This window comes from Mycobacterium sp. 155, from assembly GCF_000373905.1.
Classification (GTDB): domain Bacteria; phylum Actinomycetota; class Actinomycetes; order Mycobacteriales; family Mycobacteriaceae; genus Mycobacterium.
In genome coordinates, this window is sequence record NZ_KB892705.1 from 1,009,326 (window position 1) to 1,025,775 (window position 16,450).

A 16,450-nucleotide genomic window follows, 5' to 3' on the forward strand; every position below is an offset into this window, starting at 1 on the left:
CCCGACGGAGGTTCACCGTGACCGGCACCAACAACGTTCTCATCCGCGTCGAACACGTCAGCAAGAGCTTCACCGGTGCCGCCGGTGACACCCTGCATGTCCTCGACGACATCACCCTCGACATCCGCGCCGGCGAAATCGTTGCTCTACTCGGTCGATCCGGGTCCGGCAAATCCACCCTGCTGCGCACCATCGCTGGCCTCATCAGCCCCACCTGCGGTTCAGTGCAGTATCGCGGCACCTTACTCAACGGTGCCAACCCCGGCACCGCCATGGTGTTCCAAACCTTCGCCCTCATGCCCTGGCTCACCGTGCAAGACAACGTCGAACTCGGTCTCGTCGCCCGCGGAATCCACCCGGACCAACGACATGCGCAAGCGCTCAAGGCCATCGACCTCATCGGTCTCGACGGATTCGAATCTGCCTATCCCAAGGAACTTTCCGGCGGCATGCGCCAACGTGTCGGATTCGCCCGCGCGCTGGTCCTCGAACCCGACCTGCTACTCATGGACGAACCCTTCTCTGCCCTCGACGTCCTCACCGCCGAAAACCTGCGCACAGAACTCATGTCTTTGTGGACGGGCCAAAACTTTCCCACCCAAGCCATCTGCCTGGTCACCCACAACATCGAAGAAGCTGTTCTGCTGGCCGACCGGGTGATCGTTCTCGGCGCCAACCCCGGCCACATCCGCGCCGAGATCCGCGTCGACCTGCCGCGGCCGCGGGACCGGCGCGCATCGGCTTTCACGGCGTTGGTCGACAGACTGTACGTGGTGCTCACCGGGACCGAACCCGGCATCAGCATTCCCGAACCTACCGACGCCTCACCGACTGCACGACCACTGCCCGACGCCACCGTCGGTGGCCTGGCCGGCCTGGTCGAAATTGTCTATGCCCGCGGCGGCCGCGCCGACCTGCCTGACATCGCCACCGAACTCAACTTTGAAATCGACGACCTGCTACCCATCGTCGACGCCGCCGCGCTACTCGACTTCCTGCACGTCACCGGTGGAGACCTTGAAATGACCCACACCGGAACAGAATTCACCACGGCCAACATCCAAACCAGCAAACAGATCTTCGCTCATCAAGCACGTACCCGAGCACCGCTGGTACGCACCATCTGCAAAGCGCTATCGGCCAGTGCCGACGGCAACCTCCGCGCGGGGTTCTTCCTCGACCTGCTTAAACGCGGCTTCAGCATCGAAGACGCTCAACACCAGCTCGATACCGCCATCGACTGGGGCCGATACGCGGAACTCTTCGACTACGACACCGACACCGACCAGATCACTGCAGATCCCGCCGCCGGAATCTTCGCGGTTATCTCCTAGTGGGACTTTACTTACGCAATCCTGATCTTGGGCGGCTGCCAGGTGCCGTCGAGAACGGATTGGTCGGGCCAGTATGCGCGAATGTAGAGGGAGAACGGGCCCCCCGGCGCCGGTAACCAGTTCGATTCATGCTCTGCGCCAGGGGAATTGACACCCACATGGATGGTCAACGAACCGTCGGGGTTTCGGCTCAAGTTCTTGTTCTTGGTCCCCAGCGAGTAGCGCTTGAGATCGTTGGGATGAAAGAAGTGGTGTTCGTTGTAGAGCGTCACCGACCAGAATCCGCGCACCGGAGGCTCCTGGCCGGCTGCGAACGTGACCTGATAGGAACGGGCACCCTCCAGCGGCGCCCCGGCCGAATCGTTGTCGGTATAGAAATACTGTGTTTCGGTGGGGCGGTTTTCGAAAATGTTCGACTTGGCCGTACCGGTCCGATTGAAATAGTCGTAGCCCCACTGCGCATTGTTGATGGATCGGTTCCACCCGTTACCCGCCGGACGACCGTTGTGCACCCACCGCAGGAATGGGGTGATGACCGAGTTCTCGGTAGCCACCGCGGTGTCGAGCACGACTTTTTTGGTGTCGACGTCACGTTCGGCGGTGTCGAGTAGCACGCGGAACTGCCCGTACAGCGCCTCTTCACCCGGGAGGGGGTCGACGGTGTCGAGAACCTCGCCGAACTGGTCGATGAACCTTTCCGGCACAACCCATTTCGTTTCGCCTTGGCCTTCGGCGACCGGGCCTTCCAGCGTGGGCAACTTCGCCCATTCGGCAGTCTTGACCGTGCCGTCGAACTCGCGCAGCGGGTAGATGTTGACTCCATTGATCACCGGCTGAATCGCCTTGCGATCGGCGGCCGTGTCGTCCATGAAAATACGTGGGACCGCGTTGGCCAGAGCTGTCGGAGAGGTGATGACGGCTTCGACCCCGTCGGGCTTCCCGCCGCGCCAATTGGGGCCGACGATCAGATAGAACCCCGGCTTGGTTCCGTAGGGTTTGCCCAGCTCACCGAATTGGTCGGTGCGATTGTCGTAGAGCGCGTAAACCCAGAACCGATCCCCGAAGTCGGGTACCTGCGCGATCACCGGCTCCTCATCGAGGGAGAAGTTGGCCAGGCCGTACACCACATCCTGGTTGGGGCACGCGACAAAGGTCTGGCCGGGATCGACGTAATCCGACAGCATCGCCAGACGGCCGCGCGGTGCCACCGGCAGTACACCATTGAGCAGGGCCCGCTCGGGTACCTGGGTCATCGCGGCGCGGCGGTTGATCATGTTGACCATCGGCCAACCCCACGTGTAAGCCATCGACGCGATGGTCTGGGCATATCCGGGTTGCATGTTGAACGGCAAGATGACTCCTTCGGTGGTTTTGGCAGGAGCGGTGGTCGGCCCGATCAGGGGACTCTGACCACGACCGGAGGTTTCCAGGTGCCGTCCAGGATGGCCTTGTCCGGGCCGTAGGTGCGAAGGACCACCCAGAGCGGACCATCCGGCGCAGGAAGCCAGTTGGCACTACGCTCGCCGCCCGGATCGTCCTTGGAAAGCACAATTGTCAGGGTGCCGTTGGGATCCTCGCGCAGACCCGGCGTGCGATTTCCTATCGAATAGCGGTCGACGGAGTTGGTCACCAGGAAGCGACTCGGCAGGCTGTACATCGTCATCGACCAGAAGTATTTGGTCGGAGGCTGCTGGCCGGCCGGGAATGTCACCGTATAGCTGGCGTCGCTGCCGTCGAGCGGCTTGCCCTGATCGTCGGCGATCAGACTGAAGTACATCGCTTGTTCGGCGACGTCGCCGAAAATGCCCGCGTAGACCCCCAGTGCCCGGTTCAGGTAGTCGGTGCTCAACTGGGCTCGCGTACCGAACACGTCCACTGCGTTCTTCGTGACTTCGCTGGCGTGCTTGAGCTCGGCTTGACCGTCGGTGATGCCCTCGGTCAGCGCCGTGCGAACTTCGGGTGCCAGACTCCACGGATCCCAGGGCTGATCGGTTCCGAGCCCCAGCTTCGCGAGGGCGTCATACACGGGCTGGTCCACGGGATTGCGCGTGACGAACTGAAGCAGGAACGCGACGTAGTCCCAGAATTCGAGTTTTTGCTCTGCTCCCTCTTTCCAGCTGGGCCAGTCGATCTGGGGCGCAGCGGGTGGTGCGCTGGTACCGAGGTAGGCGCTGAGCGGCTCGAGCCGGTATTCGTGCTGGATCTCTTCGACCCGGGGCATTCCACCCTCGGCAGCCAGCACCTGAGTGCGGGTCAGCGTGCCCAGGATGCCGCTCTCACCTTTGACCACGCGGTCCAGTCCGGCCGGCAGGTCGCCGGTCCAGTCGGGGCCGGCCAGCAGCACCGAGACCCCATCGTTCCCGTCGAGCACCGAGCCTGGGTTGTCCAGGACATAACCCCACAGATCGTCCCACTGGGAGGTGTAGTACCGCTCTTTTTCGACGGCGGGCAAGGTCAGCACCCAGGGTTCGGTCCGCAGGTCTACCCAGGCATAGGAGTACGGAGTGTCGTTGTTCGGCGTGACGATGTCGGTGTCTTGCGGTGTGGCCAGCCCCAGATTCAGCCACTTGCCGAATTCCGCGCCGCCGGCGATGGCCTGGCGGTACATCGTGCGGTAATTCATCACCAGCGGATAGCTGAAAATGTATGCGTCGCGGGCCATTTCACGCAGTGAAGCGTCATCGGCATGCGAAGCGGCATTGCGGCCCGAATGGGATCCGCCGGAGTTGCACGCCGTCAGCGTCAGCACTCCCATCGCAGAGGCGAACCGCCACACTCGTCGACGCCATACTTTGATCCCCAAGCTCCGCACCTTCGCATTCGAAACGGGTCATCGTCCGCCGCCGACGAGCAGTCGCACTCTGCGGTGGATCGACCATAGCGAATGCCAGGTGGCCAGCGACATCGCCCGATTCGGACGAGCTCGCCACAGTAAGGAGCGCACCACAATCGAACGACACCGCCGAAGGTTGGATCGGCGGGTGTACTGATTCGTGTCCCTTGATCGGTATGTGCTGTCAGATCACCTCAAACTGTCCAGCCTGGTGTTCAACATTTGTGCAAGGCGCTCTGTTTGCCGGTCGTCAAAACCTATCTCGCCACATCTATCCGGCCATGCAGTTGCCACGTCGATCATGGTGTCGATCATGTTTTTCGTAGCCCGTTCGCGTATTCCAAGTCGTTCGCCCGCCTCGATGAAGTTAGTGCGCGTGAGGCGGTTCGCTCGTCCGTACAGGTTGAGTGCCATAGGGTCGTTCCACCCGGCGTACGGCTGCGTGCAGAGCAGGTCGTAGGCGGGGGTCGGCTGCCACAATCCATCTGGGTTATAGATCGACATGTTCTTTCCGTGCAGGTCCCCGTTCCCGATCAGCCAGCTGAATACAACAACTTTCAGCAACTCGACGAGCGCTATCACTCGCGACCCGCCTCCGCGTCCGCAGGCCTCGGCGAGTTTTGTCAAAGCGGTTTCCGTCTTGATGCGGTACTTTGACGCCGGATACAGGTCGGCCACCTGGCACGCATCTTCTTGCGGAATCCGTTTTGGCCCAACCCGATCAAATCGATTTACCAATAGGGCGCTGCGCCCCTGCCCATCGTGTAGCAACGTTGTCTGAGCGGCTCGCAGTCCGCATGCTGATGCCATCCGCATGAAGAAGTGCTCGTTTTCGACGAGGAGCGGGAAGCCGGCAGGGTTCAGCTTGAGTATTGCGGGGCCTGCACGGGTTTGAGTCGGAGTCGACATCGTGCCAGCACTGACTTTGGGTTGGACCCCTGCCAAACCGACAGGGTCGGCCTCGACAGAACCCGTCAGCTTCGCAAAGACTTCGTGAAAGTCGTTGTCTCGCTCCGGTTCGAACAATGGCAGCGGTCGGAGGGGAGCTGCGCCGGCGGGGAACACTCGAATGTTGCCGATAGTGTCGGCGCCGATCGCGAGCAGCAATGTCAGATGGTCATCTGCCGAGGTCTTTGTTGATGAGGTGACGACGCCGAGTCGAATACCCTCTGGCAAGAGTCCGGCGAAAAAGGGCGGAACGGCCCCTCCCGCGGTGATTACCGGATACTCGCCAGACCGCAGTAATGACCAGGAAACCGATCGATCTCGTACACGGCCTTCGCCAGGTTCTTCGGCCACATAATCGAAGCTGACGGCATCTCCACGTTCACGGGTCAGGTGGGCGGCGAGTACCTCGTCGAGGTATACGTCGGCTTTGGTGACGTCGCGAAGATCGAGGTCAATTCGGTCCGTCATTCCGGCGCCGAACCCACATCGAGGCGCAGGCCAAGGACGTTGGCGATCTCGAGGACCGAACCGATCTTGGTTGCACCGGTCCCCGCTTCTAAGGTTTGGACGCTGTAGCGCGACACCCCGGCCAGGTCAGCCAGTGTCTCCTGGGTGAGCTGCAGTGCCAGTCTTCGCTCGATGAAGGCTTGGCTTATGCCTGTTAATTCAGGCATTAAGCCCTCGCGTTGCGGATTTGTGCGCCTTGGGCGTGCCATGACCCTCCTTATGCCTGATAAATCATGCATAAGACAGAATGGCCCTTCAGTGGGGTGGCGTCAAGCTGTTATGCCTGATTTTTCATGCATAAGGGCCGCTCCTCACTCAAACTTCAGGGATCATCTACGTGTTCCGGTGGAAGGTTCGGCCCGCCCGTAGACCCACGCAAAGGCCAAATGTCGGGGTGCGGGGCCTATCCGGCGTAGCTGCATTCGTTCAACGGCCGGATCAGGTTGGTCGATGTCGGTCACGATGGCGCCTGGGCCTGGGTGAGATCGAGGGCGATGTCGACGAGCATGTCTTCCTGCCCGCCGACCATGCCACGGCGTCCGGCTTCTTCGAGCAGGGTGCGGGCGTCGACGTCGTAGCGGGCAGCGGTGGTCTCGGCGTGGCGCAGGAAGCTGGAGTACACGCCGGCGTAGCCGAGAGTCAGTGTTTCGCGGTCGACGCGGACGGGTCGATCCTGCAGCGGGCGCACCAGGTCGTCCGCGGCGTCCTCAAGTGCGTGCAGGTTGCAGTCATGACGCCAGCCGAGTTTGGTGGCCGCTGCGATGAAAACCTCCAGGGGCGCATTGCCGGCGCCGGCGCCCATTCCGGTCAGCGAGGCGTCGACGCGAGTGGCGCCGTGTTCGACGGCGATGATCGAGTTGGCCACCCCCAGCGTCAGGTTGTGGTGGGCGTGGATGCCGACTTCGGTTGCCGAATCGAGGGTTTGGCGTAGGGCGTCGACGCGTTCGGCGATGTCGTTCATGGTCATCGCGCCGCCGGAGTCGACCACGTAGACGCAAGTGGCGCCGTAGCCTTCCATCAGCTGGGCCTGCTCGGACAGCGACATCGGGTCGGTCATGTGGCTCATCATGAGAAAGCCCACGGTGTCCATGCCGAGTTCACGTGCGGCGGCGATGTGTTGAGCGGAGATGTCGGCTTCGGTGCAGTGGGTGGCTACGCGCACGACGGTGGCGCCCGCGCGGTGGGCGTCCTTGAGGTTGTGCACGCTGCCGATGCCGGGTAGCAGCAAGGTGGCGACCTTGGCGCGGGTCACCGTGGCGGCGACGGCTTCGATCCATTCCAGGTCGGTGTGGGCGCCGAAGCCGTAGATGCAGCTCGAACCGGCCAGGCCGTCGCCGTGGGCGACTTCGATGGAGTCGACGCCGGCGTCGTCAAGGGCGGCGGCGATGGCCACGGCCTGGGCGACGCTGTACTGGTGGCGGATGGCGTGCATGCCGTCGCGCAGGGTGACGTCGCTGACGTAGAGGTCGTGGGTCATCTCATAGTCCTGTTGTGGCCGTGCTGGCGTGGGTGGCGATGCGTTCCGCGGTGGCCTTGGCCGCCGAGGTCATGATGTCGAGGTTTCCGGCGTAGGCGGGCAGATAGTCCGCGGCGCCGGTGACTTCGAGCATCGCGGTGACGCGGGTACCGCTGAACTTGCCGGTTTCGGGGATGTATAGCGGGTTCTCGGCGGTGAACGTCTCGAATTGCACGCGTTGTTTGAGTCGGTAGCCCGGTACGTAGGCATTGACTGTGGCGACCATGTCGGTGACGGCGGATTCGATGGCGTCGTGGTCGGTATCTCCGTCAACGAGGCAGTAGACGGTGTTGCGCATCAGCATGGGCGGGTCTGCGGGGTTGAGGATCATCACGGCCTTGCCGCGTTGGGCACCGCCGACGGATTGCAGTGCCGCCGAGGTGGTTTCGGTGAATTCGTCGATGTTGGCGCGGGTACCGGGTCCGGCGGATTTGGAGCTGATGGAGGAGACGATCTCGGCGTAGGACACGATGCCCACCTGTGACACCGCCGAGACGATGGGGACGGTGGCTTGTCCGCCGCACGTCACCATATTGAGGTTGGGGGCGTCGAGGTGGTCGTCGAGGTTGACCACCGGCACGCAGTAGGGGCCGATCGCTGCGGGGGTGAGGTCGAGCATCCGTACGCCGGTGGGTTCCAGTTGCTGCCAGTTGGCGCGGTGCGCTCCGGCCGACGTCGCGTCGAAAACGAGCTTGATGTCCTGGAAGTGGGGCATGTCCAGCAGTCCGTCGACGCCGTCAGCGGTGGTGGGTACGCCCAGGCTTTCGGCGCGGGCCAGGCCGTCGGAGTGCGGGTCGATACCGACCATTGCCGCGGCGCGTAGCGGTCCGTTGCTGCGCAGGATCTTGATCATCAGGTCGGTGCCGATATTGCCCGAGCCGATGATGCCCACGGGCCAATCATGTTCTGTCATGGTCAGTTTCCTTGGGGGTAAAGGCCAGCGACACGGTGCCCAGACCGCTGATGGTAGTGGAGGCGACGTCACCGGCATGGACGAACGCCGCGGTGGTGTAGGACCCGGACATGACGAACTGTCCGGCGTCTAGTTCGGTTCGGTAGTCGGACAGGGCGTTGGCCAGCCAGGCGACGGCGGCAGCCGGGTCGCCCATCACTGCAGTACCGGTGCCGGAGTCGATCTGCACATCGTTGAGATACAGCGTTGCGGTGGTCTCGGGCAGCGTGAGGGCGTCGGTGTAGGGCACCCAGTCGCCGAGCATCACCGCACCGGAACTGGCGTTGTCGGCGACAGTGTCGGGCAGGGTGAGTTTCCAGTCGGCGATGCGGCTGTCGACGATCTCCAGCGCCACGGCGACGGCCTCGGTGGCGTCGCGGACATCGGCGGCGGTGACGCCGGGCCCACGCAGGCCCGACCGCAGCAGGAATGCGACCTCGGGTTCGACTCGGGGAGCGCAGAACTGGCTGATGTCCACGGCGTCGCCCTCGATCACCATGTCGTCGAGGATGTAGCCGTAGTCGGGCTCGTCCACGCCGAGTAACTGCCGCATGGGTGCGGAGGTGAGCCCGATCTTGCGGCCCACCAGAGTGGCCCCGGCCGCTTGTCGGCGCCGCTGGTTGATCTGCTGCACGGCATACGCCTGGGCCACCGTCAGTCCGGGATGACTGGCGGTCACCGGGGCGATGGGTGTGCGGTCGCGGTGCGCAGCCCACAGGTCGGCGGCAGCATTGATGAGTACGTCGCTCACGAGGCGTTGTCCTCTGCCATCGCAACCGCGGTGGCGTAGACCGCGCGGAGGTGCAGTTCGAACAGTTCGATCAGGTCGATCGCGTCTCCGCCGATCTCCTTGGTGATGAACAGTCCGTCGGCGCCGGCGAGAGTGTACGTGGCCAGCTGGTGGATCTGGGTGTCAGTCAAACCTGGTGTCAGATCACGGATTACGGACGTCAACTCCTGATAGGCCTGTGCGCGTACGTCGATGAACATGGCGCGCGCTCGGGGCTCGACGGGGCGTCGCTCCAGCGCGAGCATCAGGCCCAGGCGGATGAAATCCGGTGAATCCAGCAGCGCCTTGGCGGCCTGTCCGGCCACCGCCTCGATGCGTTCGGTCGCCGAACCGTCGGCGGGCAGCTGCCATGCGGTGAGCCAATTGCCGAAGCTGCGTTCGATGACCGCGGCCAGCAGGTCGTCCTTGTCTTTGAAGTGCCAGTAGATCGAACTGGCCGGCAAGCCGCACTTGGCGCTGACGGCGCCGATGCTGGTGCCCTCGTAGCCGCGCTCCGAGGCGATTTCTGTTGCGGCGTCCAGGATTCGGGCGCGGGAGAGCTCACCGTCGGCGCGCCGCCGCCTCTTTCCGGGGGATTGCTTGTCAGCCACCGTCTGGCCTTTCCCGTCGTTCTTGACTCCGTAGTGATCACTACATTACCGTAGCGATCACTACAGAACAAGTGATGCGGGAGGCAGCGGTGAGTGAACTGACATACGACGTGGCGGTGATCGGCTACGGCCCCACCGGTGCCACGGCCGCGAACCTGCTCGGGCAGCTCGGCCTCAACGTGGTCGTCATCGAACGCGATCCCGACATCTACTCCCGCGCACGTGCCATCTCCACCGACGAAGAGGTGCTGCGGGTATGGCAGTCGATCGGCCTGGCCGAGCGACTTCAGCAGGACATGCTGCCTGATCGCCCGGTCGCCTTTGTCGACGCCGACGGCGTGCCGTTCATCGAGACGACCATCGCCGGCCGCGGCTGCGGGCATCCGCCGCAGCAGTTCATCTACCAGCCCGCCATCGACCAGGTGCTGCGGGAAGGTGTCGCCCGTTTCGCCAACGTGGAGGTGATTCTCGAAGCCGAATGCCTGCGCGCGCTCAGCAAGGGTGACCACGTCGAACTACTGATCGGTGACCTGCGCACCGACACTCTTCGCCGGATCCGCGCGTCCTACGTCATCGCCGCCGACGGCGGGTCGTCACCGACACGGGGCCTGCTCGGCGTCGGCTATACCGGGCGAACCTACGGGGAGCGCTGGGTGGTCATCGACACCAAGGTGCGCAAGGAGTGGGACGCCCACGACCGGTTGCGCTTTCACTGCAACCCCGGGCGCCCCACGGTCGACTGCCCCACCCCGCTCGGACACCACCGCTGGGAGTATCCGGCCACCGCCGGTGAGGACGAGAAGAAGCTCGTCAGCGACGACTACGTGTGGCAGGTCCTGGGTGATCAGGGCATCACCGACGAGCACGTCGAGATCCTGCGCGCGGTGGTCTACAGCCACCACGTCCGCGTCGCCGACCGCTGGCGCGTCGGCCGGGTCTTCCTCGCCGGTGATGCCGCCCACGCCATGCCGCCGTGGATCGGGCAGGGCATGTCCGCCGGTGTGCGCGACGCTGCCAACCTGTGCTGGAAGATCGCAGCGGTCCTGCGCGGGCAGGCCCCCGAGACCCTGCTCGACTCGTACGAGACCGAACGCAAACCCCATGTCACCGAGGTCACCAAACGCGCTGTCTTCGTCGGCAAGGTCATCACCGAACGGCGCAAACACATGTGCGCACTGCGCAATCACGCTCTGCGCGCGGTCACCAAACTGCCCGGCGTGCTCACCGGCGGACAGAAGCTCTACTGGATCCCCCAGGCCCGCTACGACGACGGGTTCTTCGCCACCGACCGGCATCCGGCGTCGGGATGGCAGATTCCGCAGCCCTGGGTCGCCGACCACACCGGCGTCACCGCGCGCCTCGACGACCTACTCGGCGGACAGTGGGCTGTCCTGCACACCGGCCCCGCCCCGGCCGGTGCAGCGGCCTGGGAGGCGATCGGTGCCCCGGTGATCGGCCTGGCCAGCGCCCTGGCGGCGCCGTCACCGGGAATCGTCACCGATCGCGACGACGAATTGCGCGCGTGGCTGGCCGCGAAGAACGCGACCACCGTCGTCGTCCGGCCCGACGGATTCGTCTACGCCGCAACGCGATCCGGCCAGCCGCTGGCACCGCCACCGACCACCCTGACCGCGTTCTCACCCGCAACCACCATCCGGGATGGAGTCACCGCATGACCATCGCCAACCTCACCGAACACACCGTCACTGTTACCGGCAAACCGATCTTCTACGCCGAAACCGGCACCGGGCCGGCAGTGGTCATGCTGCACGGCGGCGGCCCCGGCGCCTCAGGGGTGTCGAACTACTCCCGCAACATCGACGCCCTGGCCCAGCACTACCGCGTCATCGTGCCCGATATGCCCGGCTACGGCCGCTCGGTCAAGGGAGTCGACCAGTCCGACCCCTTCGGCTATCTCGCCGACATGATCCGCGGCTTGCTCGATCACCTCGGCATCGACACCGCGCACCTCATCGGCAACTCCTACGGCGGTGCGGCCGCCCTGCGCCTGGCCCTGGACACCCCGCACCGGGTGGACAAGCTGGTGCTGATGGGTCCCGGTGGTATCGGCACCACGAAAGGGCTTCCTACCGCCGGGCTGAACAGTCTGCTGGGGTACTACGGCGGCGACGGCCCCAGCCGCGACAAACTCGACGCGTTCATCCGCACCTACCTCGTCTACGACGGTGCCTCGGTGCCCGACGAGTTGATCGACCTGCGCTACGAAGCCTCCATCGACCCCGACGTGGTGGCCGACCCGCCGCTGCGCCGCCCGTCCGGGCCGTTCGCGCTGCGGACCTTGTGGCGCATGGATCTGACCCGTGACTCCCGGCTCAAGACGCTGCAGACTCCCACACTGGTGCTGTGGGGCCGCGACGACAAGGTCAACAAGCCTGCCGGTGGCCCCATGCTGCTCGACGCCATGCCCCACGCCGAACTGGTCATGACCTCGCAGACCGGTCACTGGATGCAGTGGGAACGCGCCGAACTATTCAACCAGCTCGTCACCGACTTCCTCTCCTCGGCAAGGGTTTTCGCGCCGTGATCGCCCACAGCGTCTTCGGCAACGTGCACCTGGGCTACGTCGTCGTGGAGACCGACCGCTTCGCCGACTGGCATCGATTCGGCCGCGACGCCATAGGCATGCACCTCGACGACACCGGGGGCGACGTCATGCGGTTCCGACTCGACGATCACCAATGCCGGTTCCTGCTGCAACGCGGACCCGCCGAGGACGTCACCGCGCTGGGCTGGCAACTCGACGACCACGACACCTTCGATGAGATCCTGCGCCGTGTCACCCGCCACGGCGTTCCGGTCACCGACGGCACCGCCGAGGAAGCTGCCCTGCGCGGGGTGGAACGCCTAGTGCGCGTCCCCGGGCCCAACGGCCTGGCCCAGGAACTGTTCACCCGCGCCCACACCGCCAACGTCCCGCTGACCATGATCAGTCGCGGCTTCGTCACGGGTGACTCCGGCATGGGCCACGTCGCGGTCATGTCGAAGAAGCCTCATCAGATGCGCGGCTATTACGACGCCGTGTTCGACGCCCGGCTCACCGACTACATCGACGAGACCATCAGCGGCGTCAAACTCAAGATCCGGTTCCTGCGGGTCAACGAGCGCCATCACTCCATCGCGATCGCCGCAGTGAACCGGTTGCCGCTCAACCCGATTCGCACCCGGGTCCAGCATCTCAACATCCAAGCCACCGAACTCGACGACGTGACCGCCGCCTATCAGCGCGTCAAAGACCTCGGCTTCGACATGGCGCTGTCGATGGGCCAGCACACCAACGACAGGGAACTGTCCTTCTACGCGATGACCCCGTCGGGATTCGAATGGGAAGTGGGGTGGAACCCGATCGTCATCGACGAAAACACGTTCGAACCCACCACCTACCAAGGCATCAGCATCTGGGGACACACCCCCGAAGGCCAGACCATCATCGACAAACTGCACCAGTTCAAAACCGGCGTCCAGTCGCTGCTGCACCGCGAAGACTCCGTGCCCGCCCTCGCAGGCGCCGGCATCGCCGACAACTAATCGAAAAGGACACGCCCGCCATGATCCGTATCGACACCCACCACCACGCCATCCCGCCGTTCTACCGAGACGCACTGCGCAACAAGGGCATCGACGACGCCGGCGGCCGAGCCCTGCCCGAATGGAGCCCTGAAGCGTCCCTGCGCACGATGGACGAACTGGGCGTCGCCACCGCGATCTTGTCGGTGTCCACGCCGGGCACCACCTTCCTGCCCAACCCCAGCGACGCCGCCGCACTCGCACGCGACCTCAACGACTACGGCGCTCAACTCGTCGCCGACAACCCCGCACGATTCGGTTTCTTCGCCACCATCCCCATGCCGAACATCGGCGAAGCCGTCACCGAAGCCACCCGCGCTCTGGATACCTTGCACGCGGACGGACTGGTGCTACTGGCCAACAACGCGGGCACCTACCTCGGCCAGGAAGGACAAGACGACCTGTGGACCGTCCTCAACGACCGGTCCGCCGTCGTGTTCATCCATCCGGCGGACCTGCCCGGACCAACCATCCCCGGTGTCCTGCCCTTCGCCGCCGACTTCCTTCTCGACACCACTCGCGCGTCATATCTACTGGTGCGCAACGGAATACGGCGCAAGTATCCGGACATCAAGTTCATCCTCAGCCATGCCGGCGGATTCGTGCCCTATGCCAGCCACCGCATGGCCCTCGCCATCACCGGCGACACCGGCGCCAGCCCGACCGACAGCCTCGACGATTTCGCGAGCTTCTACTTCGACACAGCGCTATCCTCCAGCGCCGCAGCCCTGCCCACTCTGTTGGCCTTCGCCAAACCCAGCCACATCACGTTCGGCTCCGACTGGCCCTTCGCGCCGCTGGCCGCAAGCAAGCTCTTCGCGGCAGGGCTCGAAACGTACCCGGCGATCGACACTCCGACACGACGAGACATCGACCGGGACAACGCGCTCGCGCTGTTCCCCAGGCTCGGAACCGTCCCAGCGCCAGCGCCACCGGCACCACTCGAGCGCATCCGACATGCGGCCAGTCGAACGGTCATGCGGAGAGTCGCCAGACTCATCAACACTCGGTAACGTCCCGGAGCCCAACTCCTTTGGTTATCGCGGCTGCGAACCTCGACCGATGAAGCCGGTCGGTCATGTCGGGGGAGCGGCAGAGGACTGCGGCGGGGTCGTGGGGCCCGCTCACTATCAGGCGGTTGCGGAACAGCGCCCGCCAGCCGTCGGCGGCGCTGTGTTCGTGGACAAGCGATAAAAATCCCCTCCCAATTAGGTAGGAGGGGATTTTGAGCAGTATTCGGCTAACAAAATTGTGTCCGAGGGGGGACTTTCCACCTGCGACACGAGTTGAGACCTTCCAACTCACCAATAAATCGTAACAAAAACCCCTGCTCGAAATCGGTCTGCTGTCGGTTCGCGCCCAGTGGGACGCGTAGAAAACCGCTGGTAGAGAGCATGTCATGCCATTTTGATGGCAGAGGTGAGCCAGGTTCACCCCGTGTCGTCCCAGACCGCGGCGAGGTCGTATTGGCGCGGTCGGCGCCGCAGATAAAACTCTGTCGGACGCGGTATTTCACGGTCATGCGGCGTATCCGAGCGATGCGGCGGAGCACTCAAAATGGCGCTTAGCTAACCCCGCTCCTGTGCGGCTGGCCATGCCGTCAGCAAACTTGCGTCACCCCGGTCTCCTCAGTATCCGAAGGGGAGTTGTCCACCTACGACACGAGTTGAGGCCTCCAGCTCATCGATGATTGGTAACAAAGCCGGGTCCATAGTCATGGATAACTGCCGTTGTCTATGAACAGTGCTGGGCGTGACGGCCGGCTGTGGGGGCGTCAGCGGCTATTGGGAGTGGTCAAATTGCCGTCTCTTGGGGCGCCTCCGTTGTAAACAGCGTGAGCGGCCAGCTGCGGACATCTGCTCATTGGAGCAACCACTACATTGATCGCATGCCGGACGCGGGGGGTGGATCGATGGACGGCGGATCGGCCCTGCGAGTCGTTCTCGACGGTGTCGTGGACCTCCCGGATCTGAGCGCTACTTGGCTTGCCATCGCCACCGAACTGCTGTGTTTTGCTGCAGCGCATATGCCGTCGAGTTCCAGTTGGGACGGCTTGGCGCCCGGTGAACCGGAAGACACCTTGATAGTCGTGTCGGCCGCGGCGCAGGCAGTGCTGACGGTCGATCCGGGACCGACGCTTTCCCACGCGACGAGACACGATCGCGAGACGTTGCGCGCCGTGGGCCTCGAGCAACTCGACGATGCACCGTTTGACGCCGACATGAATGAAGCAACGGTTGCGCTCGGGCTGGCCGACGCGATCGACAGTCTCGTGGGTCACACGTTCCTGCCGTGGTTCAAGGATGAGGGTGAAGTCGTCGTCGGCGAGGGCACGGTGTACCCCGTCCGCGAGCACGATCCGCGTCGATGGCTGGGAGACCATCCGGTCAACACCCAGCCCAGCCACTTTCCCACTCGGGAGCTGCTGAGCACGGCGCGGCTGCGGGTTGCGACCGCAGACGCTGCGGAGTTCCGGTATGTCCTCGATTTCAAATCGTGGGACATCCTCAGCGACCTGGGCGCCGGCGTCGAGCTGGTCGCTGCGGTGGGGCAACCCAACGGCGACCTCGATGAATTCAAGATCGAACTCTCCCAAGCGCCGCCCCTCACCTACGCCAACCATGGCCCGACGGGGCACGAGCTTCACGCGCAGCGTGTCGGCCAACTCATCGTCGGCGCGGCGGCCGCCGACATTCTCGTGCTACCCGAGTACGGGCTCGCATCTGCGTCGCGGGACCTGGTGATCGCATCGCTGCCCAGCATGGGCGCGGCGCCCCGGCTGGTGATCTCGGGCGTGTCTTCGGGCATCGACGACGACGGCTACATCGTCAATGATGCCGTGACGGTCGTCACGACACCGGCAGGCGGTGTCTCGAGGGTGATCAATCTGCCGCGCAAGATCTTTCCCGCGCAGGTCGGTGGCTATAAAGAACGCATCCGGCAAGGCTGCGAGGTTCGGGTGTTCCTGACCGAGAGTTGGACGATGGCGACCCTCATCTGTTTCGACTCGATGAACGCTGAGATCATTGCCCAACTGGCGGACTTTGGCGTCAACCTGCTGGTCGTCGCCGCTTTGAGTGAGAAATCTGCAGCGATCATCGGATCTGCGACCTCGTTGTGCCATCGAAGCCAGGCCTTTGTGGTCATCGCGACCGGGCCGGCGCGCTGGATGAGCACCGCAATGGGGATCGATGCGCCCGCCGCACTGCGATCGGAAGCAGTGTTCGCCGGGCCTTACGCCGCCACCGACGGCGGGCAGGTCGCCATGTCGGAGTCGGAGGCGAGCGTCGTGGATCGCCCCAATTTGTGGACGTTCAACTACACCGAGCGAGTGCTGTCCTCCTATGACGTCCACAACAGTTGACAACTGTTGTGGACGTCGTACCCTTGAGGCT

Annotated in this window: 14 protein-coding genes; 6 read left to right on the forward strand and 8 right to left on the reverse strand. The window is 64.1% G+C overall.

The window, feature by feature from the left end:
- The first annotated feature begins 17 nt into the window (after nt 1-17).
- Nucleotides 18-1,334, forward strand: coding sequence for a nitrate/sulfonate/bicarbonate ABC transporter ATP-binding protein (locus tag B133_RS0104650; protein ID WP_018599555.1), 1,317 nt, complete (start codon nt 18-20; stop codon nt 1,332-1,334).
- Between the two features lie 11 nt (nt 1,335-1,345).
- Here the strand turns inward: B133_RS0104650 and B133_RS0104655 are convergent, their stop codons facing one another.
- From B133_RS0104655 to B133_RS0104690, 8 genes are all read right to left on the reverse strand, one after another.
- Complete coding sequence (locus B133_RS0104655) at nt 1,346-2,686, reverse strand: DUF1254 domain-containing protein (protein ID WP_232423258.1); 1,341 nt, start codon at nt 2,684-2,686, stop codon at nt 1,346-1,348.
- Between the two features lie 44 nt (nt 2,687-2,730).
- Nucleotides 2,731-4,137: a DUF1254 domain-containing protein gene (locus tag B133_RS0104660; protein WP_026255968.1), complete on the reverse strand. Its 1,407-nt coding sequence runs from the start codon at nt 4,135-4,137 to the stop codon at nt 2,731-2,733.
- A gap of 219 nt (nt 4,138-4,356) precedes the next feature.
- Nucleotides 4,357-5,583: a type II toxin-antitoxin system HipA family toxin gene (locus tag B133_RS0104665; RefSeq protein WP_018599558.1), complete on the reverse strand. Its 1,227-nt coding sequence runs from the start codon at nt 5,581-5,583 to the stop codon at nt 4,357-4,359.
- Nucleotides 5,580-5,789: a helix-turn-helix domain-containing protein gene (locus B133_RS0104670; RefSeq protein WP_018599559.1), complete on the reverse strand. Its 210-nt coding sequence runs from the start codon at nt 5,787-5,789 to the stop codon at nt 5,580-5,582. The genes B133_RS0104665 and B133_RS0104670 overlap by 4 nt, the downstream gene beginning before the upstream one ends.
- A 290-nt stretch (nt 5,790-6,079) precedes the next feature.
- Complete coding sequence (dmpG, locus tag B133_RS0104675) at nt 6,080-7,099, reverse strand: 4-hydroxy-2-oxovalerate aldolase (RefSeq protein WP_018599560.1); 1,020 nt, start codon at nt 7,097-7,099, stop codon at nt 6,080-6,082.
- A gap of 1 nt (nt 7,100) precedes the next feature.
- Nucleotides 7,101-8,030: an acetaldehyde dehydrogenase (acetylating) gene (locus B133_RS0104680; RefSeq protein WP_018599561.1), complete on the reverse strand. Its 930-nt coding sequence runs from the start codon at nt 8,028-8,030 to the stop codon at nt 7,101-7,103.
- 7 nt (nt 8,031-8,037) lie between these two features.
- Nucleotides 8,038-8,841, reverse strand: coding sequence for a 2-keto-4-pentenoate hydratase (locus tag B133_RS0104685; protein ID WP_018599562.1), 804 nt, complete (start codon nt 8,839-8,841; stop codon nt 8,038-8,040).
- Entirely contained in the window at nt 8,838-9,470 is a 633-nt protein-coding gene (locus tag B133_RS0104690; protein WP_018599563.1) for a TetR/AcrR family transcriptional regulator, read from the reverse strand. Before B133_RS0104690 ends, B133_RS0104685 begins: the two co-directional genes overlap by 4 nt.
- 74 nt (nt 9,471-9,544) lie before the next feature.
- On the opposite strand from B133_RS0104690, the gene B133_RS0104695 reads away from it, so the two are divergent.
- The 5 genes from B133_RS0104695 (at nt 9,545) to B133_RS0104715 (ending at nt 16,419) form a co-directional block, all read left to right on the forward strand.
- Entirely contained in the window at nt 9,545-11,146 is a 1,602-nt protein-coding gene (locus B133_RS0104695; protein WP_018599564.1) for a bifunctional 3-(3-hydroxy-phenyl)propionate/3-hydroxycinnamic acid hydroxylase, read from the forward strand.
- Nucleotides 11,143-12,015: an alpha/beta fold hydrolase gene (locus tag B133_RS0104700; RefSeq protein ID WP_018599565.1), complete on the forward strand. Its 873-nt coding sequence runs from the start codon at nt 11,143-11,145 to the stop codon at nt 12,013-12,015. The genes B133_RS0104695 and B133_RS0104700 overlap by 4 nt, the downstream gene beginning before the upstream one ends.
- Nucleotides 12,012-13,016 carry a VOC family protein gene (locus B133_RS0104705; protein WP_018599566.1) on the forward strand — a complete coding sequence of 335 codons (1,005 nt, stop codon included), beginning with the start codon at nt 12,012-12,014 and terminating at the stop codon, nt 13,014-13,016. Before B133_RS0104700 ends, B133_RS0104705 begins: the two co-directional genes overlap by 4 nt.
- A 20-nt stretch (nt 13,017-13,036) precedes the next feature.
- Nucleotides 13,037-14,068 (forward strand): amidohydrolase family protein, encoded by a 1,032-nt coding sequence (locus B133_RS0104710; protein WP_018599567.1) that lies wholly within the window; start codon nt 13,037-13,039, stop codon nt 14,066-14,068.
- A gap of 875 nt (nt 14,069-14,943) precedes the next feature.
- On the forward strand, nt 14,944-16,419 hold the full coding sequence (locus B133_RS0104715) for a hypothetical protein (protein WP_036418407.1): 1,476 nt from the start codon (nt 14,944-14,946) through the stop codon (nt 16,417-16,419).
- The last annotated feature ends 31 nt before the right edge of the window (nt 16,420-16,450 follow it).

What these genes read in the sequence shown, in the direction of transcription:
- B133_RS0104665 (WP_018599558.1), bottom strand. Translation starts at nt 5,583, where the DNA reads ATGACGGACCGAATTGACCTCGATCTTCGCGACGTCACCAAAGCCGAC.
- B133_RS0104670 (WP_018599559.1), bottom strand. Translation starts at nt 5,789, where the DNA reads ATGCCTGAATTAACAGGCATAAGCCAAGCCTTCATCGAGCGAAGACTG.
- dmpG (WP_018599560.1), bottom strand. Translation starts at nt 7,099, where the DNA reads ATGACCCACGACCTCTACGTCAGCGACGTCACCCTGCGCGACGGCATG.
- B133_RS0104695 (WP_018599564.1), top strand. Translation starts at nt 9,545, where the DNA reads ATGCGGGAGGCAGCGGTGAGTGAACTGACATACGACGTGGCGGTGATC.
- B133_RS0104700 (WP_018599565.1), top strand. Translation starts at nt 11,143, where the DNA reads ATGACCATCGCCAACCTCACCGAACACACCGTCACTGTTACCGGCAAA.
- B133_RS0104710 (WP_018599567.1), top strand. Translation starts at nt 13,037, where the DNA reads ATGATCCGTATCGACACCCACCACCACGCCATCCCGCCGTTCTACCGA.
- B133_RS0104715 (WP_036418407.1), top strand. Translation starts at nt 14,944, where the DNA reads ATGCCGGACGCGGGGGGTGGATCGATGGACGGCGGATCGGCCCTGCGA.